At 72.3% G+C, this 24,588-nt stretch carries 28 protein-coding genes; 23 read left to right on the top strand and 5 right to left on the bottom strand.

The window, feature by feature from the left end:
* Positions 1–2,551, top strand: a 2,551-nt coding sequence (gene dnaE / locus ACZ7LV_RS07310) for a DNA polymerase III subunit alpha (protein WP_471936677.1), incomplete at its 5' end; no start/stop codon positions are given.
* 100 nt (positions 2,552–2,651) lie between these two features.
* Here the strand turns inward: dnaE and ACZ7LV_RS07305 are convergent.
* Complete coding sequence (locus ACZ7LV_RS07305; protein WP_401676399.1) at positions 2,652–2,819, bottom strand: hypothetical protein; 168 nt, start codon at positions 2,817–2,819, stop codon at positions 2,652–2,654.
* Between the two features lie 235 nt (positions 2,820–3,054).
* Between ACZ7LV_RS07305 and ACZ7LV_RS07300 the strand changes: the two genes are divergently transcribed.
* From ACZ7LV_RS07300 to ACZ7LV_RS07285, 4 genes are all read left to right on the top strand, one after another.
* Positions 3,055–4,272 (top strand): NYN domain-containing protein, encoded by a 1,218-nt coding sequence (locus ACZ7LV_RS07300; protein ID WP_471936674.1) that lies wholly within the window; start codon positions 3,055–3,057, stop codon positions 4,270–4,272.
* Positions 4,273–4,459: 187 nt separating this feature from the next.
* Positions 4,460–5,434, top strand: coding sequence for an ABC transporter ATP-binding protein (locus tag ACZ7LV_RS07295; protein ID WP_471937774.1), 975 nt, complete (start codon positions 4,460–4,462; stop codon positions 5,432–5,434).
* A 79-nt stretch (positions 5,435–5,513) separates the two neighbouring features.
* Positions 5,514–6,335 (top strand): ABC transporter permease, encoded by an 822-nt coding sequence (locus tag ACZ7LV_RS07290; protein WP_471936672.1) that lies wholly within the window; start codon positions 5,514–5,516, stop codon positions 6,333–6,335.
* Between the two features lie 34 nt (positions 6,336–6,369).
* Positions 6,370–7,062, top strand: a complete 693-nt coding sequence (locus tag ACZ7LV_RS07285; protein WP_471936670.1) for an AAA family ATPase — start codon at positions 6,370–6,372, stop codon at positions 7,060–7,062.
* A 165-nt stretch (positions 7,063–7,227) separates the two neighbouring features.
* Here the strand turns inward: ACZ7LV_RS07285 and ybaK are convergent, their stop codons facing one another.
* The 3 genes from ybaK to ACZ7LV_RS07270 all read right to left on the bottom strand — a co-directional run bounded on the left by ybaK (position 7,228) and on the right by ACZ7LV_RS07270 (position 10,149).
* Positions 7,228–7,731 carry a Cys-tRNA(Pro) deacylase gene (gene ybaK, locus ACZ7LV_RS07280; RefSeq protein WP_471936668.1) on the bottom strand — a complete coding sequence of 168 codons (504 nt, stop codon included), beginning with the start codon at positions 7,729–7,731 and terminating at the stop codon, positions 7,228–7,230.
* Positions 7,732–7,759: 28 nt separating this feature from the next.
* Positions 7,760–8,497 carry an LON peptidase substrate-binding domain-containing protein gene (locus ACZ7LV_RS07275; protein ID WP_471936666.1) on the bottom strand — a complete coding sequence of 246 codons (738 nt, stop codon included), beginning with the start codon at positions 8,495–8,497 and terminating at the stop codon, positions 7,760–7,762.
* Positions 8,498–8,568: 71 nt separating this feature from the next.
* Positions 8,569–10,149: an oxidoreductase gene (locus ACZ7LV_RS07270; protein WP_471936665.1), complete on the bottom strand. Its 1,581-nt coding sequence runs from the start codon at positions 10,147–10,149 to the stop codon at positions 8,569–8,571.
* A 182-nt stretch (positions 10,150–10,331) separates the two neighbouring features.
* Here ACZ7LV_RS07270 and hisD point away from each other — a divergent pair, with 182 nt between their 5' ends.
* From hisD to hisF, 8 genes are read left to right on the top strand one after another with little or no spacing between them, the layout of a single operon-like run.
* Positions 10,332–11,657 (top strand): histidinol dehydrogenase, encoded by a 1,326-nt coding sequence (gene hisD / locus ACZ7LV_RS07265; RefSeq protein ID WP_471936663.1) that lies wholly within the window; start codon positions 10,332–10,334, stop codon positions 11,655–11,657.
* On the top strand, positions 11,654–12,760 hold the full coding sequence (locus ACZ7LV_RS07260; protein WP_471936661.1) for a histidinol-phosphate transaminase: 1,107 nt from the start codon (positions 11,654–11,656) through the stop codon (positions 12,758–12,760). Before hisD ends, ACZ7LV_RS07260 begins: the two co-directional genes overlap by 4 nt.
* Positions 12,757–13,350 carry an imidazoleglycerol-phosphate dehydratase HisB gene (gene hisB / locus ACZ7LV_RS07255; RefSeq protein WP_471936659.1) on the top strand — a complete coding sequence of 198 codons (594 nt, stop codon included), beginning with the start codon at positions 12,757–12,759 and terminating at the stop codon, positions 13,348–13,350. Before ACZ7LV_RS07260 ends, hisB begins: the two co-directional genes overlap by 4 nt.
* Positions 13,347–13,511 carry a hypothetical protein gene (locus ACZ7LV_RS07250; RefSeq protein WP_471936657.1) on the top strand — a complete coding sequence of 55 codons (165 nt, stop codon included), beginning with the start codon at positions 13,347–13,349 and terminating at the stop codon, positions 13,509–13,511. The genes hisB and ACZ7LV_RS07250 overlap by 4 nt, the downstream gene beginning before the upstream one ends.
* On the top strand, positions 13,502–14,149 hold the full coding sequence (gene hisH / locus ACZ7LV_RS07245; protein ID WP_401676378.1) for an imidazole glycerol phosphate synthase subunit HisH: 648 nt from the start codon (positions 13,502–13,504) through the stop codon (positions 14,147–14,149). Before ACZ7LV_RS07250 ends, hisH begins: the two co-directional genes overlap by 10 nt.
* A 4-nt stretch (positions 14,150–14,153) precedes the next feature.
* Positions 14,154–14,879: a bifunctional 1-(5-phosphoribosyl)-5-((5-phosphoribosylamino)methylideneamino)imidazole-4-carboxamide isomerase/phosphoribosylanthranilate isomerase PriA gene (priA, locus tag ACZ7LV_RS07240; RefSeq protein ID WP_471936655.1), complete on the top strand. Its 726-nt coding sequence runs from the start codon at positions 14,154–14,156 to the stop codon at positions 14,877–14,879.
* Positions 14,876–15,280: a RidA family protein gene (locus ACZ7LV_RS07235; RefSeq protein ID WP_471936653.1), complete on the top strand. Its 405-nt coding sequence runs from the start codon at positions 14,876–14,878 to the stop codon at positions 15,278–15,280. The genes priA and ACZ7LV_RS07235 overlap by 4 nt, the downstream gene beginning before the upstream one ends.
* Complete coding sequence (hisF, locus tag ACZ7LV_RS07230) at positions 15,277–16,032, top strand: imidazole glycerol phosphate synthase subunit HisF (protein ID WP_471936651.1); 756 nt, start codon at positions 15,277–15,279, stop codon at positions 16,030–16,032. Before ACZ7LV_RS07235 ends, hisF begins: the two co-directional genes overlap by 4 nt.
* A 21-nt stretch (positions 16,033–16,053) precedes the next feature.
* Here hisF and ACZ7LV_RS07225 read toward each other — a convergent pair whose 3' ends face one another.
* On the bottom strand, positions 16,054–16,689 hold the full coding sequence (locus tag ACZ7LV_RS07225; RefSeq protein WP_401676370.1) for a TIGR03085 family metal-binding protein: 636 nt from the start codon (positions 16,687–16,689) through the stop codon (positions 16,054–16,056).
* A gap of 82 nt (positions 16,690–16,771) precedes the next feature.
* Between ACZ7LV_RS07225 and hisI the strand changes: the two genes are divergently transcribed.
* The 10 genes from hisI (at position 16,772) to ACZ7LV_RS07175 (ending at position 24,533) form a co-directional block, all read left to right on the top strand.
* Positions 16,772–17,161, top strand: coding sequence for a phosphoribosyl-AMP cyclohydrolase (gene hisI, locus ACZ7LV_RS07220; RefSeq protein ID WP_471936649.1), 390 nt, complete (start codon positions 16,772–16,774; stop codon positions 17,159–17,161).
* 11 nt (positions 17,162–17,172) lie between these two features.
* On the top strand, positions 17,173–18,651 hold the full coding sequence (locus ACZ7LV_RS07215) for an anthranilate synthase component I (protein WP_471936647.1): 1,479 nt from the start codon (positions 17,173–17,175) through the stop codon (positions 18,649–18,651).
* A 52-nt stretch (positions 18,652–18,703) separates the two neighbouring features.
* Positions 18,704–19,354 carry a TIGR02234 family membrane protein gene (locus tag ACZ7LV_RS07210; protein WP_471936645.1) on the top strand — a complete coding sequence of 217 codons (651 nt, stop codon included), beginning with the start codon at positions 18,704–18,706 and terminating at the stop codon, positions 19,352–19,354.
* Positions 19,355–19,509: 155 nt separating this feature from the next.
* Positions 19,510–19,791: an HGxxPAAW family protein gene (locus ACZ7LV_RS07205; protein ID WP_471936644.1), complete on the top strand. Its 282-nt coding sequence runs from the start codon at positions 19,510–19,512 to the stop codon at positions 19,789–19,791.
* Between the two features lie 104 nt (positions 19,792–19,895).
* Complete coding sequence (locus ACZ7LV_RS07200) at positions 19,896–20,312, top strand: DUF2752 domain-containing protein (protein ID WP_471936642.1); 417 nt, start codon at positions 19,896–19,898, stop codon at positions 20,310–20,312.
* A gap of 143 nt (positions 20,313–20,455) precedes the next feature.
* Entirely contained in the window at positions 20,456–21,265 is an 810-nt protein-coding gene (gene trpC, locus ACZ7LV_RS07195) for an indole-3-glycerol phosphate synthase TrpC (protein WP_471936640.1), read from the top strand.
* A 22-nt stretch (positions 21,266–21,287) separates the two neighbouring features.
* Positions 21,288–21,452, top strand: coding sequence for a tryptophan biosynthesis modulator TrpM (gene trpM, locus ACZ7LV_RS07190; RefSeq protein ID WP_471936637.1), 165 nt, complete (start codon positions 21,288–21,290; stop codon positions 21,450–21,452).
* Between the two features lie 109 nt (positions 21,453–21,561).
* Complete coding sequence (gene trpB / locus ACZ7LV_RS07185; RefSeq protein WP_471936635.1) at positions 21,562–22,845, top strand: tryptophan synthase subunit beta; 1,284 nt, start codon at positions 21,562–21,564, stop codon at positions 22,843–22,845.
* Entirely contained in the window at positions 22,842–23,660 is an 819-nt protein-coding gene (gene trpA, locus ACZ7LV_RS07180) for a tryptophan synthase subunit alpha (protein WP_471936633.1), read from the top strand. Before trpB ends, trpA begins: the two co-directional genes overlap by 4 nt.
* 99 nt (positions 23,661–23,759) lie before the next feature.
* Complete coding sequence (locus ACZ7LV_RS07175) at positions 23,760–24,533, top strand: DsbA family protein (RefSeq protein ID WP_471936632.1); 774 nt, start codon at positions 23,760–23,762, stop codon at positions 24,531–24,533.
* Positions 24,534–24,588 lie beyond the last annotated feature (55 nt).

Here is a 24,588-nt window from a genome sequence, read left to right as displayed (position 1 = left end):
CGGCGGCATCCCCGAGGACCGCCAGAAGCAGGTCGAGTACGAGATGGACGTCATCATCCAGATGGGGTTCCCGGGCTACTTCCTCGTCGTCGCCGACTTCATCATGTGGGCCAAGAACAACGGCATCGCGGTCGGCCCCGGCCGAGGCTCCGCGGCCGGCTCGATCGTCGCCTACGCCATGGGCATCACCGACCTCGACCCGATCCCGCACGGACTGATCTTCGAGCGGTTCCTGAACCCCGAGCGCGTCTCCATGCCCGACGTCGACATCGACTTCGACGAGCGCAGGCGCGTCGAGGTGATCAGGTACGTGACCGAGAAGTACGGCGCCGACAAGGTCGCCATGATCGGCACCTACGGCAAGATCAAGGCGAAGAACGCCATCAAGGACTCCGCGCGCGTGCTGGGCTACCCGTACGCGATGGGCGACCGCCTCACCAAGGCGATGCCCGCGGACGTCCTCGGCAAGGGCATCGACCTCGACGGCATCACCAACCCCTCGCACCCGCGCTACAGCGAGGCGGGCGAGATCCGGGGGATGTACGAGAACGAGCCGGACGTGAAGAAGGTCATCGACACCGCCAAGGGCGTCGAGGGCCTGGTGCGGCAGATGGGCGTGCACGCGGCCGGCGTGATCATGTCCAGCGAGCCCATCGTCGACCACGCCCCGATCTGGGTGCGGCACACGGACGGTGTGACCATCACGCAGTGGGACTACCCGCAGTGCGAGTCGCTCGGCCTGCTGAAGATGGACTTCCTCGGCCTGCGCAACCTGACGATCATGGACGACGCCGTCAAGATGGTGAAGTCCAACAAGGGCGTCGACCTCGACCTGCTGTCCCTGCCGCTCGACGACCCGACGACCTTCGAACTCCTCCAGCGCGGCGACACCCTCGGTGTCTTCCAGTTCGACGGCGGCCCGATGCGTTCGCTGCTGCGCCTGATGAAGCCCGACAACTTCGAGGACATCTCCGCCGTCTCCGCGCTGTACCGTCCGGGCCCGATGGGCATGGACTCGCACACCAACTACGCGCTGCGCAAGAACAAGCTCCAGGAGATCACCCCGATCCACAAGGAGCTGGAGGAGCCCCTCCAAGAGGTCCTGGCGGTCACCTACGGCCTGATCGTCTACCAGGAGCAGGTGCAGAAGGCCGCCCAGATCATCGCCGGGTACTCGCTCGGCGAGGCCGACATCCTGCGCCGCGTGATGGGCAAGAAGAAGCCCGACGAGCTGGCGAAGAACTTCGTCCTCTTCCAGAAGGGCGCCCGCGACAAGGGCTACAGCGACGAGGCCATCCAGGCGCTGTGGGACGTGCTGGTCCCCTTCGCCGGCTACGCGTTCAACAAGGCGCACTCCGCGGCGTACGGCCTGGTGTCCTACTGGACCGCCTATCTCAAGGCGAACCACCCCGCCGAGTACATGGCCGCCCTGCTGACCTCGGTGAAGGACGACAAGGACAAGTCGGCCGTCTACCTCAACGAGTGCCGGCGCATGGGCATCAAGGTGCTCCCGCCGAACGTCAACGAGTCGGTGCACAACTTCGCGGCCCAGGGCGACGACGTGATCCTCTTCGGCCTGGAGGCCGTGCGCAACGTCGGCACCAACGTCGTCGAGTCGATCATCAAGAGCCGCAAGGCCAAGGGCAAGTACGCCTCCTTCCCCGACTACCTCGACAAGGTCGACGCGACCGCGTGCAACAAGCGCACCACGGAGTCCCTGATCAAGGCGGGCGCGTTCGACAGCCTGGGCCACACCCGCAAGGGACTCACCGCGCACTTCGAGCCGATGATCGACAACGTGGTCGCGGTCAAGCGCAAGGAGGCCGAGGGGCAGTTCGACCTCTTCGGCGGCATGGGCGAGGAGCAGAGCGACGAGCCCGGCTTCGGACTCGACGTCGTCTTCACCGACGAGGAGTGGGAGAAGACCTATCTGCTCGCCCAGGAGCGGGAGATGCTCGGTCTGTACGTCTCCGACCACCCGCTCTTCGGCCTGGAGCACGTGCTGTCCGACAAGGCCGACGCGGGCATCGCCCAACTCACCGGCGGTGAGCACGCGGACGGCGCGGTGGTCACCATCGGCGGCATCATCTCGGGCCTCCAGCGCAAGATGACCAAGCAGGGCAACGCCTGGGCGATCGCCACCGTCGAGGACCTCGCCGGTTCCATCGAGTGCATGTTCTTCCCCGCGACCTACCAGTTGGTGTCGACCCAACTCGTCGAGGACGCCGTCGTGTTCGTCAAGGGCCGCCTGGACAAGCGCGAGGACGTGCCGCGGCTGGTCGCGATGGAGCTCCAGGTCCCCGACCTGTCGAACGCCGGCACCAACGCGCCGGTGGTCCTCACCATCCCGGCCACCCGGGTCACCCCGCCGATGATCAGCCGGCTCGGCGAGATCCTCACTCATCACAAGGGGGACAGCGAGGTGCGGATCAAGCTCCAGGGTCCGACGAAGACGACCGTGCTGCGGCTGGACCGGCACCGGGTGAAGCCGGATCCGGCGTTGTTCGGCGATCTGAAGGTGCTGCTCGGACCGTCCTGCCTGGCCGGCTGAGGTCGCCTTCCCGCCGTGCGCGACATGACCGAGGGGCGCGTCCGATCCCGGACGCGCCCCTCGTCATCCTCGGGGGCCGCAACGACCCGCTCTGCGGATGTCAGTTGTGGCCGAAGCGCTTCTGCCGGCCCTTGCGGGCCATGTCTATCGGCGACGGCTGCGCGGCCTGCTGCTCCGACATGGGCTCCGCCGACTGCTGCTGCTCCGGCTGCCGGGTGGCACGGCCGGTCTGCTGCTGCTTACGGTCACGGTTCTTGTTCTTGGCCATGGTGATCTGCCTCCTGAGGGGGATCTAGGGGCCAGGGCCGGGACCAGATTCACATATGCCGATAACGATCGCATGTCGGACAATTACCGTCTGTGACAGGGCTTGTCGGTGCGGGAGGGGCGCGGGAATCCCCGAAACGCCACGCCGAAGATCGAGTTCGGGCCGTTAACCCCCGTGTGGTCGGGCAGACTCGAAGGAAGCCCGAAGCAAACCTCCCGGGAAGAGGGTGAGTCGCGTGGACCGCTGCGTCGTCCTGGTGGACGCCGGGTATCTGCTGGGGGCCGCCGCCAGCCTCCTCGCCGGGGAGCCCTCACGGTCCCGCATCACCGTGGATCACGCCGCCCTCATCCAGGGGCTGCGAGAACGCGCCGAGTCCGACACGGAACGGCCGCTGCTGCGCATCTACTGGTTCGACGGCGCCCCGGACCGCGTTCCGCAGCCGGAGCACCGCCGCCTGCGGGTGATGCCCCGGGTCACGGTGCGGCTCGGTGCGCTCACCCGCAGCGACGGCAGGTGGAACCAGAAGGGCGTCGACGCCGCGATGCACGCCGAGCTCACCGAGCTGGCCCGCAACCGCGCCTGCTCCGACATCGTCCTGGTGACCGGCGACGGTGATCTGCTGCCGGGCATGATGGCCGCCAAGGAGCACGGGGTCGCCGTGCACCTGTGGGCCGTGCAGGCCGCCGACGGCGACTACAACCAGTCCGAGGACCTCGTCGCCGAGGCCGACGAGCGGCGCGTGCTCGACCGGACGTGGATCACCAAGGCCGTACGCGCCAAGGAACTGGGCGGGATCTGCGCGCCGCCGCCCGCGCCCCGGCCCGAGATCGCCGCCATCCTGTCCGCGCCGCTGCCCGACTCCACCCTCGCCCCGGCCGCCGAGCGGCCCGCCGACCAGCCGCCCCGCACCGCCCCCGCCGCCGCGCAGAACGGCGCCGAGGAGCGGGTCCCGGCCCCCAAGGGCGTGCCGACGCCCAAGGACCTCGCCGCACTGCGCGCCCACGGCCCGCAGCCCCCGCAGCCCGCCACCGCGACCCTGCGCTGGTCCTCCGACAAGGGCTGGGTGGACCGCCCCGGCGTCGCCGCGGAGCCGGCCGAGGTCGCCTCGATGCCGACGCTGGCCCAGCTGACCACGGCCGAGCAGCGGTGGGCCGACCGGGAGGAGGACATCACGACCGTCGGCGGGGACCCGTACGAGGTCGGACAGGTGTTCGCGCGCCGGTGGATGTCCCGGCTCGGCGACCAGGCCCACCTGCAGAAGCTGTCCGGGATGTACCCGCGCGTCCCGCACCGGATCGACGGGGAACTGCTGCGCTACGCCGCCCGCTTCGGGCTGCTCGCCCACAAGGACGACCAGATCGACGAGCACGACCGGTACGCGATCCGGGCAGGTTTCTGGCGGGAGATCGACGTCCGCACGGCGGCGGAACCCGCCCCCGCCGCGGAGCAGTGAGGCCGCCCGGGGCGGGTGCGGCGCGGCCCGGTGCCGCCGGGGGCGTGTGCCGTTGCGGGGGATTCATGCTCAGAGGCGGTTTTCGTGGCGTAGGCCGACCCGGGAGCGTGCCGGGGGCGCGGACCCCGTAGGCTCGTCCCTTGTGAGTACGCGCGCGGCAGGGGCCTTCCGGGACAGTGGTGAGGTCGTGTGCGCGGTGCGTGGGCTGACGAAGACCTATCCGGCGGTACGGGGCCGGCGCGGGGCGCCCGGCACCCCCGAGGTCCGGGCCACCGACGACGTACGGCTGGACGTGCGCCGGGGTGAGATCTTCGGGCTGCTCGGCCCGAACGGGGCCGGCAAGTCCACTCTCGTGCGCCAGCTGACCGGGCTGATGCGGCCCGACGAGGGCAGTGTCGAGATCCTCGGCCACGACATCGTGCGCCACCCCGAGCGGGCCTCGCGGATCCTCGCCTACCTCGGGCAGGAGTCCACCGCCCTCGACGAACTGAGCGTGGCCCTCGCCGCCGAGACCACCGCGCGGCTGCGCGGACTGGACGCGCGGCCGGCGCGGGACGAGCGGGACGCCGTGCTGGAGGAGCTGGGACTCACCGCGATCGCCGGGCGGCCGCTGAAGAAGCTCTCCGGTGGACAGCGACGGCTGGCCTGCGTCGCCGCGGCCCTGGTGGGGGAGCGGCCGCTGCTCGTGCTGGACGAGCCGACCGCCGCGATGGACCCCGTGGCGCGGCGGGCCGTGTGGTCGGCGGTGGACCGGCGCCGGGCCGAACGCGGCACCACGGTCGTGCTGGTCACCCACAACGTCATCGAGGCGGAGACCGTCCTCGACCGGGTCGCCGTCCTGGACCGGGGGCGCGTGATCGCCTGCGACACGCCCACGGGTCTGAAGGAGCAGGTCGCCGGCGAGGTGCGGGTCGACCTGGTGTGGCGCGAGCGGGCCCCGCTGGACGTGCCCGAGGTGGCCGCGCTGCGGGACCGGGTCGTGGAGTCCGGGCGGCGCTGGACGCTGCGGCTGGCGCCCGAGGAGGCCCGCGCGGTCGTCTCGACCGTCACCGGCGGGGCCGCCTTCGCCGCGCTGGACGACTTCACCCTGACCACGCCGAGCCTGGAGGACGTGTACATGGCACTCGGCGGGGCGGCGCGGCAGGGGCTGGTGAAGGCATGAGCCTGAGTCGTCGAGCCGTCGTATCCGTACGGAACGGGGGAGACGCCGGAGTGAAACCGGGGAAGGGGAGCAGCGCGACGTGAGTGTCGTACCCGCAGAAGTGCTGCCGGGCAGTGTCCTGGCCGCCGACGGAGCGGCCCGGGGCGCGGCCGAGCTCGCACCGCCCGCGCGGCTGTGGCCGTCCCTGGCGGCGGTCTACCGGGCGCAGCTGTCCCGGGCGCGGGTGGCGCGGATCCCGCTGCTGTTCGTGGCGACCTTCCAGTCCGTCGGCATCATGATCATGATGCGGGGCGTGGTGGACGGCGGGAGCGAGGCGCACGCCGTGGTCGCCGGCTCGTCCATCGTGGTCGTCGCGTTCGTCGCGCTGAACCTCCTCGCGCAGTACTTCGGGCAGCTGCGCGCCACCGGCGGGCTCGACCACTACGCCACGCTGCCGGTGCCGCCGGCCGCGGTGGTGCTGGGGGCCGCGGGGGCGTACGCCTCCTTCACCGTGCCGGGCACGATGGTGACCGCCGTCTTCGGCTGCGTGCTGTTCGGGCTGCCGATCGCCAACCTGTGGGTGCTGCTGGCCGTGATCCCGCTCGCCGGGGCCGCGCTGGCCGGGCTCGGGGCCGCCCTCGGACTGCTCGCGCCGCGGCCCGAGCTGGCCACCCTGCTGGGGCAGCTCGGGATGTCGGCGGCGCTGCTGCTGGGCGTGCTGCCGCCGGACCGGATGCCGCAGATCGTGCGGTTCGCCCGCGATCTGCTGCCCTCGACGTACGGCGTGGAGGCCTACGCGCGGACCTTCGCCGCGCAGCCCGACTGGGCCCGGGTAATCGCGGACCTCGCCGTGTGCGCCGGGGTCGGGGTGATCTCGCTGGCGGTCGCCACCTGGGCGTACCGCCGGGCCGCCGTCCGGTGACGCGCGCCACGGACAGGCCTGGCACGATGTCAGGGTGACAGCACCGTTGACGCCGCCTCCGCCGCCGCATGAACAGTCCGCGCACCATGCGTGGCCCCCGGCAGGGGCCGGGCACGGGGCGGGCGCGCACGCCGTCGCTCACCCGCACGCCTACGCAAGCGCCCAGGGAACCAAGGGTGAGGACGGGCCCGGGATGAAGACCGAGGTGCGGGAGGCCGCCGTCATCACGGTGGTCCTGGCGCTGTGCGGAGTGCTGCTCGGGGTGCTGTGGAACTGGCTGGCGCCGCGGGTGCCGCTGGTCGGCGACGTCGTCGGCGGGACCTGGGCCGTCTTCCTCAAGGACACCGAGGGGGAGCAGTCGATCGGGGTGGACGGAACGTTCACTCTGCTCGCGCTGGCGTTCGGCGTGCTCAGCGCGCTCCTGGTGTTCCTGGTGCGGCGGCGCGGGGGCGTGCCGCTCGTGGTCGCGCTCGGCCTCGGTGGGCTGCTCGGCTCGCTGCTCGCCTGGCGGCTCGGCGTATGGCTCGGGCCCGGGGACGACGTGCTGGCCCACGCCAAGGAGGTGGGCAAGGGCGTGACGTTCTCGGCGCCGCTGGAACTCGCGGCGAAGGGGGCACTGCTGGCCTGGTCGTTCTCGGCGCTGCTGGTGCACCTCGGTCTGACGGCGCTGTTCGGGCCCCGGGATCCCGAGCCGGTGGGGTACGGGCCGCACGGGCAGACCCGGTAGCTCACCGGCCGGGACATCGGCCGCGGGCCCGGTCGCCGGACCTCGGCCGCTACGACGGACGCCGGCCGTGGTTGGCCCGTCGTTTGCGTATGCGCCACTTGCGTTTCCGGGTTTTCTTCGACATGTCCTGTCTCCTTAACCGAGAAAGGACATCCCGTCGAGGGGTCACGCGCGCCCGATGGGCGCCAGCGTGGCCTCGGTGAGCCTCGCCAGGTCCTCCGGCGACAGCTCCACCTCCAGGCCCCGGCGGCCCGCCGAGACGCAGATCGTGGCGTGCGCGGCGACCGAGCCGTCCAGCACGGTGGCGAGCTTCCTGCGCTGGCCGAGGGGCGAGATGCCGCCCCGGACGTAGCCGGTGGTGCGTTCCGCCAGGGCCGGGTCGGCCATCGCCGCCTTCTTGCCGCCGACCGCCGCCGCCAGCGCCTTCAGGTCGAGCGAGCCCGCCACCGGGACCACCGCGACCGTCAGGGTGCCGTCCACGTCCGCCACCAGCGTCTTGAAGACGCGCTCCGGCGAGACCCCCATCGCCTGCGCCGCCTCCTCGCCGTAGGAGGGGTGGGACGGGTCGTGGTCGTAGGCGTGGATCGTGAAGTCCACGCCCGCCGCCGTGAGCGCCACCGTGGCGGGCGTGCCGCCGGACTGCTGGTTCTTCTTCGGCTTCTTCGCCATCCGGGCTGTTCCCCAGGTCGTTCGCGGGTCAGTTCAGGCTCGTGGGTGCCCGCGTCAGCTCGGACGCCGGCAGTGACGGCAGCGTACGGATGATCGCCGTCTCGGAGCGAAGGAGTTTCAGCTCGTCGCGCAGCCGCGACGCGGTGTCCGGCGCCTGGAGCAGCCGCTGCTTGGTGGGGGTGTCCAGCATCATGGCCGCCGCGACGAGGTACGACACCACCGACGGCTCGTCCGGCAGGTCGCCCGTCGACAGCGAGCGCTCCCGCGCTCCCGCGAGCCGCTTCTGGTACTGCCGGAACGCCCGCAGCACCCCCGCGGCCAGCGCCCCCGCCTCGTCGCCCGGCTCCTCCGGCAGCTCCTCAAGCTCCGCCGTGAGGAACGGCCCCGAGGCGTCCACCGACAGCAGCCGCACCCGGGTCGTCCCGGTCGCCAGCACCTCGAAGGTGCCGTCCGCCCGCTCCCGGATCGTCGCCGCGTCGGCCACGCAGCCCACGCCGTGGAACGCCTTGACCGGATCGGCGCCGAAGCCGGCCGCCGGGCCCCGCTCGGGCACCGCCGTCGGGTCGGGCATGCCGGGCTCGCTCGCCGCGACCTCGTGGCCGTCGCGGATGGTCACGACGGCGAAGCGGCGCGGTTCGTCCTCGGGGGTCTTCACAAGGGTGCGCATCATGGCGCGGTAGCGCTCCTCGAAGATGTTCAAGGGGAGCACCAGCCCCGGGAACAGCACGGTGTTCAGGGGGAAGAGAGGCAGCCGGACGGTGGTCACGACGCTAGAGCCTAATGGTCGCCGGACCGTACCCGTCCGCCCCGCCCGCTCCCCGGGCGGCGCGGGGCCCGCTAATTGCGCCGCAGCAGCCGTGTCGCCCCGGCCGCGACCGTGGTGGCGAGGATCCAGCCGAGCAGGACCAGCGCGGCGGCCAGCCACTGCCAGCCGCCGTCCAGATGCCAGAAACCCATCTGGCCCAGGTCGATGACCGGCAGCAGCAGGTCGAGGGCGAACAGGGCGGGATTCCACGGCGGCTCGCCCGTGCTGCTGCCGGTCCGGGGGCGCCCGGCGGACGCGAAGGCCAGTGAGCCCGCCGCCCACAGCACCGCCATCCACACCGCGGCCCGCCCCGGCCGGTACCCGTAGGCCACCGCCAGGTCCTGCGCGTACCCCCAGAGCTTCCCGGTCGGCGGCAGGGTCTCCCGGCGCCGCCGGTGCTTGGCGAGCAGCACCTCGCGGGCGTCCTCGTCCTCCCCGCTCGCGCGCAGCACGGCGGCGAGCCGCTCGTAGGGCTCGGGGTGGTACTCGGCGGTCGCGGCGGCCACCCATGCCAGCCGCCGCGTCAGCGGGAACGACCCCTGCGGCACCAGGTTCTCGTAGACGAAGCCCCGCATGGCCAGATCGCCGATGCCGGGCCAGCTGCCGGCCCGGTCGACCAGGTTGATCGTCCGGGCGCCGGACAGCACCACCTTGCCGCGCTGCGGCCGCTCCCCGAGGAAGCGCAGCTCGGGCGCCTGCACCCGGCGCAGGGAGAGCTCCTGGTCGTCGGTGAAGGTGAACCGCGCGCGTTCCAGGTCGACCGCGTCCCCGAACCGGCCGTCGTCCAGGCGTACCCCGCCCTGGCATTCGAAGTGCTGGATGCGGGTCCCGCGCGCGGGGGTGCGTCCGGCCAGCTGCGGGGAGCCGACGCCGGCCGGGGAGAGGTACAGCGTGCGGCCCACCGTCAGCTGCGGGGCGTTCAGCGCGTGCCGGGTGTACGGGTTGCGCAGCCGTGCCCCGCGCAGGCTGAGCGACACGCCGACGTTCGCGCTGCGCAGGCTCAGCTCGCCGTGCGACTCCAGCATCTCGGCCTGGAGGTCCTGGCCGACGGTGATGCCGTCCGCGGAGATCGAGCGGCCCGTGCGGTCCCGGTGCACGACGGCCTGGTTGAGCAGCAGGTCCGTGCCGATGTGCGCGTCGGTCAGCCGGACGCCGCCGGGAAACCTGCAGCGCGGCAGATGCAGATCGCCCTCGGTGTGCACCCGCGCCGCCTCCAGCCGCGGCACCGCGCAGTTCACCAGCCGTACGGTCCTGAACCGGGCCTCCGGCATCGACATCTCCCGCTCGAAGCGGCAGCCGCGCAGCTCGACGTAGGGCACCACCGCGCCGCCCGCGAGGTCGAGGCTGCCGCTGATCCGCACACCGGTCAGCTTCAGCGCGGCCACCCGGCCGGCGAGGGCGGGCGGCCCGTCCAGCAGCAGCCAGCACACGATGCGGGCCCGCACCGTCCGCTCGGGCCCCCAGGGGTGTCCGCCGTGCGGATCGTCCACCACGGCGTCCCCGCTGCTCAGGTCGTACACGCTGCCGTTGCGGAAGGCCTGCCACATGCCGGCCTCGGCGGCGTTCAGGTCGTCGGGCAGGTCCCCGTCTCGGACGCCGGCCCCCTCGGTCACGGTGTGCCCTCCCTCCCCTGCCTCCTCGGTTTCGTACTGCCGTTCATGCCCGCTGGGTGACACCTCGAACACGCCAGGTGAAGGCGATCTTCCGGGTCCTGGCCCGGAGCGTGAGCGGGGTCTCGTATCAGCCATTGATACGTGCGAACGGCGCCGCGTCCGGGTCTGCGAGAATTGGGTGTGTGATCTCCCGAATCGATCTGCGCGGCGACGCCCTCCCGGAGGGTCCCGCCCTGCGCGACCTGCTGCCCCGAGCCGACTTCGACGTTGCGGCCGCCCTGGAGAAGGTGCGTCCGATCTGCGAGGCCGTGCATCATCGGGGCGACGCGGCGCTGATCGACTTCGCCGAGAAGTTCGACGGCGTCCGGCTCGAACAGGTGCGGGTGCCCGCCGAGGCGCTCGCCCGCGCGCTGGAGGAGCTCGACCCGGCGGTGCGCGCGGCCCTGGAGGAGTCCATCCGGCGTGCCCGCCTCGTCCACCGTGCGCAGCGCCGCGCGGGCCACACCACCCAGGTCGTGCCCGGCGGCCATGTCACCGAGAAGTGGGTGCCGGTCGACCGGGTCGGCCTCTACGCGCCCGGTGGCCGCTCGGTCTACCCGTCCTCCGTGGTCATGAACGTCGTGCCCGCCCAGGAGGCCGGTGTCGGCTCGATCGCGCTCGCCTCCCCTGCGCAGGCCGAGTTCGGCGGGCTGCCGCACCCGACGATCCTCGCCGCGTGCGCGCTGCTCGGGGTCGACGAGGTGTACGCGGCCGGCGGCGCGACCGCCGTGGCGATGTTCGCCTACGGCACCGAGTCCTGCCCGCCCGCCAACATGGTCACCGGCCCGGGCAACATCTGGGTCGCCGCCGCCAAGCGCTTCTTCACCGGCCGGATCGGCATCGACGCCGAGGCCGGCCCGACCGAGATCGCCGTGCTCGCCGACGCCACCGCCGACCCGGTGCACGTCGCCTCCGACCTGATCAGCCAGGCCGAGCACGACCCGCTGGCGGCGGCCGTGCTGGTCACCGACTCCGTCGAGCTGGCGGACGCGGTGGAGCGCGAGCTGGAGCCGCAGGTCGCGGCCACCAAGCACATCGACGACCGGATCGTCCCGGCCCTGAAGGGCCGGCAGTCCGCGATCGTCCTGGTCGACGGCGTCGACGAGGGCCTGCGGGTGGTCGACGCCTACGGCGCCGAGCACCTGGAGATCCAGACCGCCGACGCGGCCGCCGTGGCCGACCGGGTCCGGAACGCCGGGGCGATCTTCATCGGCCCCTGGGCGCCGGTCTCGCTCGGCGACTACGCGGCCGGGTCCAACCACGTGCTGCCCACCGGCGGCTGCGCCTGCCACTCCTCGGGGCTGTCCGTGCAGTCCTTCCTGCGCGGTGTCCACATCGTCGACTACACGCGGGACGCGCTGTCCGAGGTCGCGCACCACGTGGTGACGCTGGCGGAGGCGGAGGACCTGCCGGCGCACGGCGCGGCGATCAAGGCGAGGTTCGGGTGGAAGGTACCGGAGAGCAAGTGACTGGCATCGACGATCTCCCCGTACGGGACGAGCTGCGCGGCAAGTCCCCCTACGGCGCGCCCCAACTGGACGTGCCCGTACGGCTGAACACCAACGAGAACCCCTACCCGCTGCCCGAGCCGCTGGTCGAGCGGATCGCCGAGCGGGTACGCGAGGCGGCCCGGCACCTCAACCGCTACCCCGACCGGGACGTGGTGGAGCTGCGGACCCGGCTCGCCGCGTACCTGACCGCGACCTCGGGCCACGAGGTCGGTCCCGCCAACGTCTGGGCGGCCAACGGCTCCAACGAGGTCATCCAGCAGTTGCTGCAGACCTTCGGCGGACCCGGCCGCACGGCCCTCGGCTTCGAGCCCTCGTACTCGATGCACGGCCTGATCGCGCGCGGGACCGGCACCGGCTGGATCTCCGGCCCCCGGCAGCCCGACTTCTCGCTCGACGCTGCGGCCGCCGCGCGGACCATCGCCGAGCACCGGCCCGACGTCGTCTTCGTCACCACCCCGAACAACCCCACCGGCAACGCGGTCCCGCGCGAGACGGTGGTGGCCCTCTACGAGGCCGCGCAGGCGGCGAAGCCCTCGATGGTGATCGTGGACGAGGCGTACGTCGAGTTCAGCCACGGCGACTCCCTGCTGCCGCTGCTGGACGGCCGCCCGCATCTGGTGATCTCCCGGACCATGTCCAAGGCCTTCGGCGCTGCCGGGCTGCGCCTCGGCTACCTGGCCGCGGCCCCGGCCGTCGTCGACGCCGTGCAGCTCGTCCGGCTGCCCTACCACCTGTCGGCGGTCACCCAGGCGACCGCACTGGCCGCCCTGGAGCACACCGACACCCTGCTCGGATACGTGGAGCAGCTGAAAACCGAGCGGGACCGACTGGTCGGCGAACTGCGCGCGATCGGCTACGACGTCGTCGAGTCGGACGCCAACTTCGTGCAGTTCGGCCGGTTCGCCGACGCCCACGAGGCCTGGCGGAAGATCCTCGACCGGGGCGTCCTGGTCCGGGACAACGGAGTTCCGGGGTGGCTGCGGGTCACCGCCGGCACGCCGGACGAGAACGACGCGTTCCTCGACGCGGTCCGTGAGTTGAAGAAGGAGCAGAGTTCATGAGCCGCGTGGGACGCGTGCAGCGCACGACCAAGGAGACCTCCGTCGTGGTCGAGATCGACCTCGACGGCACCGGCAAGGTCGACGTGTCGACCGGGGTCGGCTTCTACGACCACATGCTCGACCAGCTCGGCCGGCACGGCCTGTTCGACCTGACCGTCAAGACCGAGGGCGACCTCCACATCGACTCGCACCACACCATCGAGGACACCGCCCTCGCGCTGGGCGCCGCCTTCAAGCAGGCGCTCGGCGACAAGGTGGGCATCTACCGCTTCGGCAACTGCACGGTCCCGCTGGACGAGTCCCTCGCCCAGGTCACCGTCGACCTGTCCGGCCGCCCCTACCTCGTGCACACCGAGCCCGAGAAGATGGCGCCGATGATCGGCGAGTACGACACGACGATGACCCGGCACATCCTGGAGTCCTTCGTCGCCCAGGCGCAGATCGCGCTGCACGTGCACGTGCCCTACGGGCGCAACGCGCACCACATCGTGGAGTGCCAGTTCAAGGCGCTGGCCCGGGCCCTGCGCTACGCCTCCGAGCGCGACCCGCGCGCGGCCGGCATCCTCCCGTCGACGAAGGGCGCGCTGTGACCGGCACCTCCACACTGCTGATCGTCGTCGGCCTCTTCCTGGTCGGCGGCATCTTCTCCTTCGTCAAGCAGAAGATGCCCAAGGGCCTGATCGTGCTGCTCTCCATCGGCGCCGCGATGTGCCTGGTCGCGGGCGTCATGCGGCTGGAGGTGTGGAATTGAGCGCGTCGAGAAGCGTCGTCGTCTTCGACTACGGCTTCGGCAACGTGAGGTCGGCCGAGCGCGCCCTCGCGCGCGTGGGCGCCGACGTCGAGATAACGCGTGACTTCGACAAGGCCATGAACGCCGACGGTCTGCTGGTGCCGGGTGTCGGCGCGTTCGCCGCCTGCATGACCGGCCTGCGCGAGGCACGCGGCGACTGGATCGTCGACCGCCGGCTGGCCGGCGGGCGCCCGGTGATGGGCATCTGCGTGGGCATGCAGATCCTCTTCGCCCGGGGCATCGAGCACGGCGTCGAGACCGAGGGCCTCGACGAGTGGCCCGGCGCGGTCGAGCCGCTGCAGGCCGAGATCGTGCCGCACATGGGCTGGAACACGGTCGAGGCGCCCGCCGGCTCCGAGCTGTTCGCCGGCCTGGACGCCGACGCCCGCTTCTACTTCGTGCACTCCTACGCCGTCCAGGACTGGACCCTGGAGACGGCGAACCCGGCGATGCGCGCACCCCTCGTCACCTGGTCCACGCACGGCAAGCCGTTCGTGGCCGCCGTCGAGAACGGCGCCCTGTGGGCCACGCAGTTCCACCCCGAGAAGTCCGGCGACGCCGGCGCGCAGCTGCTCACCAACTGGATCGGAACCCTGTAGAGACATGGCCAAGCTCGAACTCCTCCCCGCCGTCGACGTCCGCGACGGCCAGGCCGTCCGCCTCGTGCACGGCGAGTCCGGCACGGAGACCTCGTACGGCTCCCCCCTGGAGGCCGCCCTCGCCTGGCAGCGGGCGGGCGCCGAGTGGCTGCACCTGGTCGACCTGGACGCCGCCTTCGGCACCGGCGACAACCGCGCGCTGATCGCGGAGGTCACCGGGGCGATGGACATCAAGGTGGAGCTGTCCGGCGGTATCCGCGACGACGCCACCCTCGCCGCCGCCCTCGCCACCGGCTGCACCCGCGTGAACCTCGGCACGGCCGCCCTGGAGACCCCCGAGTGGGTCGCCGAGGTGATCGCCGCGCACGGCGACAGGATCGCGGTCGGCCTCGACGTACGCGGCACCACCCTGCGCGGACGCGGCTGGACCCGGGACGGCGGCGACCTCTACGAGACGCTGGAACGCCTCGACAAGGAGGGCTGCGCGCGGTACGTCGTCACCGACATCGCCAAGGACGGCACGCTCCAGGGCCCGAACCTGGACCTGCTGAAGAACGTCTGCGCGGTGACCGACCGCCCGGTCGTGGCCTCCGGCGGGGTGTCCTCGCTGCAGGACCTGCGGGCGATCGCCGAGCTCGTGCCCCTCGGAGTCGAGGGCTCCATCGTCGGGAAGGCCCTGTACGCCAAGGCCTTCACCCTGGAAGAGGCCCTGGAGGCTGTGGCGTCATGACATCGGATGCCGTGCGGCGGGTGCGGGGCGGGAGCCCCTGGGAGGAGTCCTACGGTTTCGCACGCGCCGTCGCGGTGGGCGACCGGGTGCTGGTGGGGGGCACGACGTCCTTCAAGGGCGAGGTGCTGTACGGCGAGGGCGACCCGTACGAACAGGCCAAGGTGGCCTTCACCGGCGCGATCGAGGCGCTCGGCGAGTTCGGGCTCGGCGTCGGGTCCGTGATCCGGACGCGGATGTACCTGTCGCATCCACGGGACGTGGACGAGGTGGGCCGGGCCCACAGGGAACTCTTCGACACGGTGCGGCCGGTGTCCACCCTCCTCGTGGTGGAGGGCTTCGTGGACCCGCGCATCCTGGTCGAGGTCGAAGTAGAGGCATACAGAGGAGCCGAGCGGTCATGACCCTGGCGGTCCGAGTCATCCCCTGCCTGGACGTGGACAACGGCCGGGTCGTCAAGGGCGTCAACTTCCAGAACCTGCGCGACGCGGGCGACCCCGTCGAGATGGCCAAGGTGTACGACGCCGAGGGCGCCGACGAGCTGACGTTCCTGGACATCACCGCGTCCTCCGGCGACCGGGAGACGACCTACGACGTGGTGCGCCGCACCGCCGAGCAGGTGTTCATCCCGCTCACGGTCGGCGGTGGCGTACGCACCGCGGAGGACGTGGACAAGCTGCTGCGGGCGGGCGCCGACAAGGTGGGCGTCAACACGGCGGCCATCGCGCGGCCCGACCTCATCCGTGAGATCGCCGAGCGCTTCGGCCGCCAGGTGCTGGTGCTGTCGGTCGACGCGCGCCGCACCGACGCGGGCTCCTTCGAGGTCACCACCCACGGCGGCCGCAAGGGCACCGGCATCGACGCCGTCGAGTGGGCGCACCGGGCCGCCGAGCTGGGCGCCGGCGAGATCCTGCTCAACTCCATGGACGCGGACGGCACCAAGGACGGCTACGACCTGGAGATGATCTCCGCGGTCCGCAAGCACGTCACCGTGCCGGTGATCGCGTCCGGCGGCGCGGGCAGGCTGGCCGACTTCGCGCCGGCCATCGGGGCGGGCGCGGACGCCGTGCTCGCGGCGTCGGTGTTCCACTTCGGCGACCTGCGCATCGGCGAGGTCAAGGAGACCCTGCGGACGGCGGGCCACCCCGTACGGTGAGGCCGGCCGCCGGTCCGGGTCTCAGATGCCGAGCTGCTTGCCCTCCTCCAGCTTCGCGATCGCGTCCGCGTCGCCGTCGACGTCCACCTTGGCGGCGCTCTGCCGGCCGTAGAGGAACAGCAGCAGCTCCGACGGCTCACCCGTCACGGTGACGACCGGGGTGCCGCGGTGGGCGACCGTCGTCTGGCCGTCGGGGCGGCGCAGCACGAGGCCCGTGACCACGGAGCGGCCCATCAGACGGGCGGTGCGCTCCAGCCGGGACCACAGGGCGTCCTGGAAGACCGGATCGAGCTCGCGGGAGGTCCAGTCGGGCTGGGCGCGGCGCACGTCCTCGGCGTGGACGTAGAACTCGATGGTGTTCGACATCTCGTCGATCTGCTTGAGCTGGAAGGGTGAGAAGCGCGGCGGGCCGGAGCGGATGAGCTGGATCAGCTCCTCGTACGGCTTGTCCGCGTACTCCTCCATCACCTTCTCCAGGCGGGGCGCGAGCTGCTTGATCAGCAGTCCGCCGGCGGCGTCCGGGCGGCGCTCGCGCACGACCACGTGCGCGGCCAGGTCCCGGGTCCGCCAGCCCTCGCACAGGGTGGTGGCCTCCGGACCGGCGGTCTCCAAGAGGTCGGCGAGAAGGAGCCGTTCACGCTTGGCAAAGGTCGACATGAAGTCAGCCTACGACCGCGTATCCGTACCGCACAGTGGACGGCGCCCGGGGCTGTCGGTGCGGCGCGGCACAATGGCACCCATGACCAGCTCTCCCTCCGGTCGCCTCGACCCGAAGATCGCCGCGCGCCTCAAGCGCAGCGCGGACGGGCTCCTGCCCGCCATCGCCCAGCAGTACGACACCGGCGAGGTGCTGATGCTGGGCTGGATGGACGACGAGGCCCTGCATCGCACGCTGACCACGGGACGCTGCACGTACTGGTCGCGCAGCCGCGGGGAGTACTGGGTCAAGGGCGACACCTCCGGCCACTTCCAGTGGGTCAAGTCCGTCGCCCTCGACTGCGACGCCGACACCGTGCTCGTCCAGGTCGACCAGGTCGGCGCCGCCTGCCACACCGGCGCGCGCACCTGCTTCGACGCGGACGTGCTGCTCGCGGACGCCGACCACGGCGTGTCCGCGCGGGATCAGTAAGGTCAGCCGCCATGGACCTCGAGACCTTCCGCAAGCTGGCCTGCGACCGCCGCGTCGTCCCCGTCACGCGCAAGCTCCTCGCCGACGGCGACACCCCGGTCGGGCTGTACCGCAAGCTCGCCGCCGAGCGCCCCGGCACGTTCCTGCTGGAGTCCGCGGAGAACGGCCGCTCCTGGTCCCGCTACTCGTTCGTCGGCGTCCGCAGCGCCGCCACCCTCACCGAGCGCGACGGCCGGGTCCACTGGCTGGGCGAGCCCCCCGTGGGCGTGCCCGTCGACGGGGACCCGCTGGCCGCCCTGCGCGCCACCATCGAGGCCCTGCACACGCCCCACCAGGAGGGCCTGCCGCCCTTCACCGGCGGCATGGTCGGCTACCTCGGCTACGACATCGTCCGCCGCCTGGAGAAGATCGGCCCCGGTGAGCGCGACGACCTGCGGCTGCCCGAGCTGACCATGCTGCTCACCAGCGACCTCGCGGTGATGGACCACTGGGAGGGCTCGGTCCTGCTGATCGCCAACGCGATCAACCACAACGACCTCGACACCGGCGTCGACGAGGCCTACGCCGACGCAGTGGCCCGCCTCGACGCCATGGAGGCCGACCTCACGCGGGCCGTGGCCCAGCCGCCGGCCGAGCTGCCGCCCTCCGAGCTGCCGCCGTACAGCGCCCTGTGGGGCGGCCCCGACTTCCAGGCGGCCGTCGAGGACATCAAGGAGCGCATCCGCGCCGGGGAGGCCTTCCAGGTCGTGCCGTCGCAGCGGTTCGAGACGCCGTGCGCGGCGAGCGCGCTCGACGTCTACCGGGTGCTCCGGGCCACCAACCCGTCGCCGTACATGTACCTGCTGCGCTTCGAGGGCTTCGACGTCGTCGGCTCCTCGCCGGAGGCGCTGGTCAAGGTCGAGGACGGGCAGGCACTGGTGCACCCCATCGCCGGCACCCGGCCGCGGGGCGCCACCCCGCAGGAGGACCAGGCGCTCGCCGAGGAGCTGCTCGCCGACCCCAAGGAGCGCGCCGAGCACCTCATGCTCGTCGACCTCGGCCGCAACGACCTCGGCCGGGTGTGCGAGCCCGGCTCGGTGGAGGTCGTCGACTTCATGTCCGTCGAGCGCTACTCGCACGTGATGCACATCGTCTCCACGGTCACAGGGCGCGTCTCGGCGGGCCGCACCGCCTTCGACGTGCTGACGGCCTGCTTCCCGGCGGGCACCCTCTCCGGCGCCCCCAAGCCGCGCGCGATGCAGATCATCGACGAACTGGAGCCGTCCCGGCGCGGGCTGTACGGCGGCTGCGTCGGCTATCTGGACTTCGCCGGCGACTCCGACACGGCGATCGCCATCCGCACCGCCCTGCTGCGTGACGGCACGGCCTACGTGCAGGCGGGCGCGGGCATCGTCGCGGACTCCGACCCGGTCGCCGAGGACACGGAGTGCCGCAACAAGGCGGCGGCGGTCCTGCGCGCGGTCCACACGGCGAACCGGCTCGCACAATAGGGCGCTTCTCACGTGAACCCCGGGTGACGCCGCACCGCCCGGGCAGGCGATAGTGGAGTACGTGACTGCTGTTCCTCACCCCCGTTCCGAAGCCCCCGGCGACGCGCGCGCCGGGCGCCGGAGTCTTGCCCTCGCCCTGCTGAGCGGTGCGCTCGGGGCTACCGTGGCGCTGCTGGCCACCCGTCAGCAGTGGTCGCAGGGCACGGCGTCGGTGGCCGGTGGCGCCTTCCCGCTGACCGCCCGGGGCAGCGACGTCACCGGCGTGCCGGCGTCCCTCGCCATAGTGGGCCTCGCCGCGCTCGTCGCCGTCTTCGCCGTCCGCCGGGCCGGCCGCTTCCTGGTGGCCGGGCTGCTCGCGCTCTGCGGCGCCGGCACCGTCGCCGCCGCCCTGTACGGCGCCTCCGACAGCTCCGCGCTCGACGAGAAGGCCGCGCAGGCCTCCGGCGACACCTCCGCGGGCGTCGAGGCCCTCACCCACACGGCGTGGCCGTACGCCGCGGCCGTGGGCGGCGCCCTCATCCTGCTGGCCGGGCTGCTCGCCCTGCGCTACGGCCGCCTGTGGCCCGCGATGTCCGGCCGCTACGAGCGCGGCGGCGCCCCCCGGCCGCGCCCCAGCGCCCCGGCGGTGGACCCCGACCGGCCCGAGGACCTCTGGAAGGCCCTGGACCGCGGCGAGGATCCGACGGGCACCGGCCCGGCGTAGCCTCCGGGCCCCTGCCCGGTGCGTCACCGCCCGCCGCGGTGTGGCGAAAGAGACGCACCCGGGATGAGCCCCCGGCACCTGAAGGGCGCGCGGGTACGGGACAATGAATGTCGAGCGTCAGGCTCACACACGCATACAGCAACGAGGAGCAAGCAATGGCGGACAGCAGCCACGGGCACGGTCACACCCCCGCCGCCTGGACCGGTGTCATGATCATCTTCATCGGTTTCTGCGTCGCGGGAGCCTTCATGGTGATGGACAACCCGCTCGGCTTCTGGGGTGGCATGGCGATCATCGCCCTGGGCGGTGTCGTCGGCGGGATCATGCGCGCGATGGGCCTCGGCGCGCCCAAGGCGCAGCCGCTCAAGATGACCGGCGACGCGACCCGGCCCGCGCCGGCCGTGACCACGCGCGAGCCGGTCGCCGCCGAGAGCTGATCCTTCCCGTACGGCCTTCCTCCGTCGCGACCTCGTCGAGGGGCGGACCCGCACCGCGCGGGTCCGCCCCTCGCGCACGTCCGTGGCCGGGCACAATGCGGGGCATGAACGCCGACAGCCGCAGCACCCGGACCGGACGGCTGGCCGCCCCCGTCGGCGTCCTCGCGGCCGTCGCCGCCGCCTTCGCCTACGTGGCCGCCGTGGACCCCAACGAGCCCGGCCACTACCCCGTCTGCCCCCTGCTGCGCGTGACCGGCCTGTACTGCCCCGGCTGCGGCGGCCTGCGCAGCGCGCACGCCTTCGTGCACGGCGACCTGCCCGCGGCGCTGCACGCCAACGCCGTCGCCGTCGTCGGCTTCCTGCTCTGCGCCGCGCTGTGGACCGTATGGGTGGTCCGTGCGGCGCGGGGGCGTCCGACGCGGTGGGATCCGTCGCCCGCGGCCCTGTGGACCGTGGGCGCGTTGCTGCTGCTCTTCACGGTTGTCCGGAACCTGCCGTTCGGTGGCTGGCTCCACCCTTGATCAACTGGCGGATGTCCAGGTAGTGGGACCGCCGTCAACCGGATGTGAGGCCAACGCCCGGCTCCGGATACCATCGCAGTGACCACCGGTTTTCCTCTTCGGTGCCGCTTCGACAGTCAACCGTCTGGAAGGGGGCCACTCGCGTGAGTGTGCTCGACGAGATCATCGACGGAGTCCGTGCCGACCTCGCGGAGCGGCAGGCGCGCGTGAGCCTCGACGAGCTCAAGGAGCGCGCGGCGAAGGCCCCCGCCGCCAAGGACGGACTGGCCGCCCTGCGCGGCGACGGCGTCAAGGTCATCTGCGAGGTCAAGCGGTCCAGCCCCTCCAAGGGGGCGCTGGCCGCCATCGCCGACCCGGCCGGCCTCGCGGCGGACTACGAGGCGGGCGGCGCGGCCGTCATCTCCGTCCTCACCGAACAGCGCCGCTTCGGCGGCTCCCTCGCGGACCTGGAGGCGGTCCGCGCGCGCGTGGACATCCCCGTCCTGCGCAAGGACTTCATCGTCACCTCGTACCAGCTGTGGGAGGCCCGGGCCTACGGCGCCGACCTCGCGCTGCTGATCGTCGCGGCCCTCGACCAGCCCGCCCTGGAGTCCCTGATCGAGCGGGCGGTGTCCATCGGACTCACCCCGCTCGTCGAGGTGCACGACGAGGACGAGGTCGACCGCGCGGTCGACGCCGGCGCCAAGCTGATGGGCGTCAACGCCCGCAACCTCAAGACGCTGGAGGTCGACCGGGGCACCTTCGAGCGGGTGGCCCCCGAGATCCCGGAGGGCGTCGTGAAGATCGCCGAGTCCGGCATCCGCGGCCCGCACGACCTGATCGCGTACGCCAATGCGGGCGCGGACGCCGTGCTCGTCGGTGAGTCCCTGGTCACCGGCAAGGACCCGAGGACGGCGGTCTCCGACCTGGTCGCGGCGGGCGCCCACCCGGCACTGCGGCACGGCCGGGGCTGACCCGCCGGTAGGCTTGGCCGCGATGACGACCACGACGACCCCGGACCGGCACCCCCGCCTCGCGCGCGGCTGCCGCCCGCGAGGCTGCCGCGCCCCCGCCCGCCGGGTGCACGGCCGCCGGGTCCGCTACGTCATCGGTGACGAACCCGGCCAGGTCAACGGCCGTCGATGGCAGCAGGCCTTCTAGGGGCGCGGGGAACTGCGCGAGAAGCCACAGCGCATCCGCAGCCGATCGAACCACCCCCGCCCCCACGGCGCTCAGTGTCCTTTCCGCACACTCACCGTGAGGCCCACGCATGCCCAGCAACTTCTTCATCCCCGACCCACTGGGTCAGCTCCCCAGCACGGAGGGCTACTTCGGCTCCTTCGGCGGCAAGTTCATCCCCGAGGCCCTCGTCGCCGCCGTCGACGAGGTCGCCGTCGAGTACGACAAGGCCAAGGCCGATCCCGAGTTCGCCCGCGAGCTCGACGACCTGCTCGTCCACTACACCGGCCGCCCCAGCGCCCTCACCGAGGTGCCCCGGTTCGCCGCGGAAGCGGGCGGTGCCCGGGTCTTCCTCAAGCGCGAGGACCTGAACCACACCGGCTCCCACAAGATCAACAACGTGCTCGGCCAGGCTCTGCTCACCCGGCGGATGGGCAAGACCCGTGTCATCGCCGAGACCGGTGCCGGCCAGCACGGCGTCGCCACCGCCACCGCGTGCGCCCTCTTCGGCCTCGACTGCACGATCTACATGGGCGAGATCGACACCAGGCGCCAGGCGCTGAACGTCGCCCGGATGCGCATGCTCGGCGCCGAGGTCATCGCCGTGCGGTCCGGCAGCCGCACGCTGAAGGACGCCATCAACGAGGCGTTCCGCGACTGGGTCGCCAACGTCGACCACACCCACTACCTGTTCGGCACCGTGGCCGGCCCCCACCCCTTCCCCGCCATGGTCCGCGACTTCCACCGCGTGATCGGCGTCGAGACCCGCCGCCAGCTGCTGGAGCGCGCCGGCCGGCTGCCCGACGCCGCCGTCGCCTGCGTCGGGGGCGGCTCCAACGCCATCGGCCTGTTCCACGCCTTCATCCCGGACGCCGACGTACGCCTCATCGGCTGCGAGCCCGCCGGGCACGGCGTGGAGACCGGCGAGCACGCGGCCACGCTGACCGCGGGCGAGCCCGGCATCCTGCACGGTTCACGCTCGTACGTCCTCCAGGACGACGAGGGCCAGATCACCGAGCCGTACTCGATCTCCGCCGGACTCGACTACCCCGGCATCGGCCCCGAGCACTCCTACCTCAAGGACATCGGCCGCGGCGAGTACCGCGCGATCACCGACGACGCCGCCATGCAGGCACTGCGCCTGCTCTCGCGGACCGAAGGCATCATCCCGGCCATCGAGAGCGCGCACGCGCTCGCCGGGGCCCTGGAGGTCGGCCGGGAGCTCGGCGAGGACGGGCTGATCGTGGTCAACCTGTCCGGCCGCGGCGACAAGGACATGGACACCGCCGCCCGCTACTTCGGGCTGTACGACACCGACGCCGAGGTCGCCGAGGACGCCTCCGGCACCGCCGAGATCGAGGGGGACGCCAAGTGAGCGGGAACATCCAGCTGCTGAGCGACACCCTCGCCGCCGCCAGGTCGCAGGGACGCTCCGCCCTGATCGCCTACCTCCCGGCCGGGTTCCCGACCGTGGACGGCGGCATCGAGGCGATCAAGGCCGTCCTGGACGGCGGCGCCGACGTCGTTGAGGTGGGGCTGCCGCACAGCGACCCCGTGCTCGACGGCCCGGTCATCCAGACCGCCGACGACATCGCCCTGCGCGGCGGCGTGAAGATCGCGGACGTCATGCGCACGGTCCGCGAGGCGTACGAGGCGACCGGCAAGCCGGTCCTCGTCATGACCTACTGGAACCCGATCGACCGCTACGGCGTCGAGCGCTTCACCGCCGAACTCGCCGAGGCGGGCGGCGCCGGGTGCATCCTGCCCGACCTGCCGGTGCAGGAGTCGGCGCTGTGGCGGGAGCACGCCGAGAAGCACGGCCTGGCGACGGTCTTCGTGGTCGCGCCGAGCAGCAAGGACGAGCGGCTCGCGCAGATCACCGCGGCGGGCAGCGGCTTCGTGTACGCCGCCTCGCTGATGGGTGTCACGGGCACCCGCGAGACGGTCGGCGCGCAGGCCCAGGACCTGGTGCGGCGGACCCGGGCCACGGGCACCGAGCTGCCGGTCTGCGTCGGGCTCGGCGTCTCCGACCCCGCGCAGGCCGCCGAGGTGGCCGGCTTCGCCGACGGGGTCATCGTCGGCTCGGCCTTCGTCAAGCGGATGCTGGACGCGCCGGACGACGCGGCCGGCGTCGAGGCGGTCCGCGCGCTCGCGGGCGACCTGGCGAAGGGCGTGCGGGGACAGGCGTAGCGGCCCCCAGGAAGAAGCGGCACGTCATACGGGTCCCTCGTACGGGTGGACCTGGGACCGGGGAGGCGCGGTGCGCCTCCCCGGTTCGTTCTGCGGGGTGTGAGCGAGAAGAACCGTGACGGAAAGCGCACCGCCCGTGAGCGGCTGGCGGTCGAGCGTGACAAGCAGAAGGCCGCGGAGAAGCGCCGGCGGACGCTGATCGTCGGCACCGCGGTCGTCGGCGTCCTGGGCCTGGCCGCGGTGATCGGCGTGGTCGCCGCGAACGCCGGCAAGGACACCGGCGACAGCGCGGGCCCGGTCGTGGCCCCCTCGGGGGCGAACGGCGAGGACAACCTCGCCATCCCGGTCGGCAGGAGCGACGCCAGGTCGACGCTCACGGTCTGGGAGGACTTCCGCTGCCCGGCCTGCCAGTCCTTCGAGCAGACCTACCGCTCGACGATCCACGAACTGACGGATGCCGGCCAACTGCGGGTGGACTACCGGCTGGCCACGATCATCGACGGCAACATGGGCGGCACCGGCTCCCGCAACGCGGCCAACGCCGCCGCCTGCGCGCAGGACGCCGGCCACTTCACGGCGTACCACGACGTGCTCTACGACAACCAGCCCCCCGAGACCGACGACGCCTTCGCGGACAACGCGAAACTGATCGAACTGGCCGGGAAGGTCAAGGGACTCGACACGCCAGCGTTCCGCACGTGCGTCGAGGACGGCCGGCACAACAGCTGGGTCGACAAGTCCAGCGCCGCCTTCGGCAAGGGGGGCTTCAGCGGCACGCCGACCGTGCTGCTCAACGGCAAGAACATCTACCAGGACCAGACGATGACGCCACAGAAGCTGAAGCAGCAGGTGCAGGAGGCCGCCAAGGGCTGAGGCGCGAGCCCACCGGGCCGCCGTGGCCCTGTTATGGAGCCGTTGCCGGGCTGCT

This window comes from Streptomyces sp. NPDC107562 (genome assembly GCF_055657325.1).
The sequence above is the reverse complement of the archived record's forward strand: the minus strand, read 5'-3'. Positions and strand labels throughout refer to the sequence as shown.

Excerpts from the sequence above, each read along its gene's own strand:
- ACZ7LV_RS07215 (WP_471936647.1), top strand. The coding sequence starts at position 17,173 with ATGGACCTCGAGACCTTCCGCAAGCTGGCCTGCGACCGCCGCGTCGTC.
- ACZ7LV_RS07305 (WP_401676399.1), bottom strand. The coding sequence starts at position 2,819 with ATGGCCAAGAACAAGAACCGTGACCGTAAGCAGCAGCAGACCGGCCGT.
- priA (WP_471936655.1), top strand. The coding sequence starts at position 14,154 with ATGGCCAAGCTCGAACTCCTCCCCGCCGTCGACGTCCGCGACGGCCAG.
- ACZ7LV_RS07235 (WP_471936653.1), top strand. The coding sequence starts at position 14,876 with ATGACATCGGATGCCGTGCGGCGGGTGCGGGGCGGGAGCCCCTGGGAG.
- ACZ7LV_RS07225 (WP_401676370.1), bottom strand. The coding sequence starts at position 16,689 with ATGTCGACCTTTGCCAAGCGTGAACGGCTCCTTCTCGCCGACCTCTTG.
- hisI (WP_471936649.1), top strand. The coding sequence starts at position 16,772 with ATGACCAGCTCTCCCTCCGGTCGCCTCGACCCGAAGATCGCCGCGCGC.
- ACZ7LV_RS07200 (WP_471936642.1), top strand. The coding sequence starts at position 19,896 with ATGAACGCCGACAGCCGCAGCACCCGGACCGGACGGCTGGCCGCCCCC.
- trpB (WP_471936635.1), top strand. The coding sequence starts at position 21,562 with ATGCCCAGCAACTTCTTCATCCCCGACCCACTGGGTCAGCTCCCCAGC.
- trpM (WP_471936637.1), top strand. The coding sequence starts at position 21,288 with ATGACGACCACGACGACCCCGGACCGGCACCCCCGCCTCGCGCGCGGC.
- hisF (WP_471936651.1), top strand. The coding sequence starts at position 15,277 with ATGACCCTGGCGGTCCGAGTCATCCCCTGCCTGGACGTGGACAACGGC.
- ybaK (WP_471936668.1), bottom strand. The coding sequence starts at position 7,731 with ATGGCGAAGAAGCCGAAGAAGAACCAGCAGTCCGGCGGCACGCCCGCC.
- ACZ7LV_RS07205 (WP_471936644.1), top strand. The coding sequence starts at position 19,510 with ATGGCGGACAGCAGCCACGGGCACGGTCACACCCCCGCCGCCTGGACC.
- hisB (WP_471936659.1), top strand. The coding sequence starts at position 12,757 with ATGAGCCGCGTGGGACGCGTGCAGCGCACGACCAAGGAGACCTCCGTC.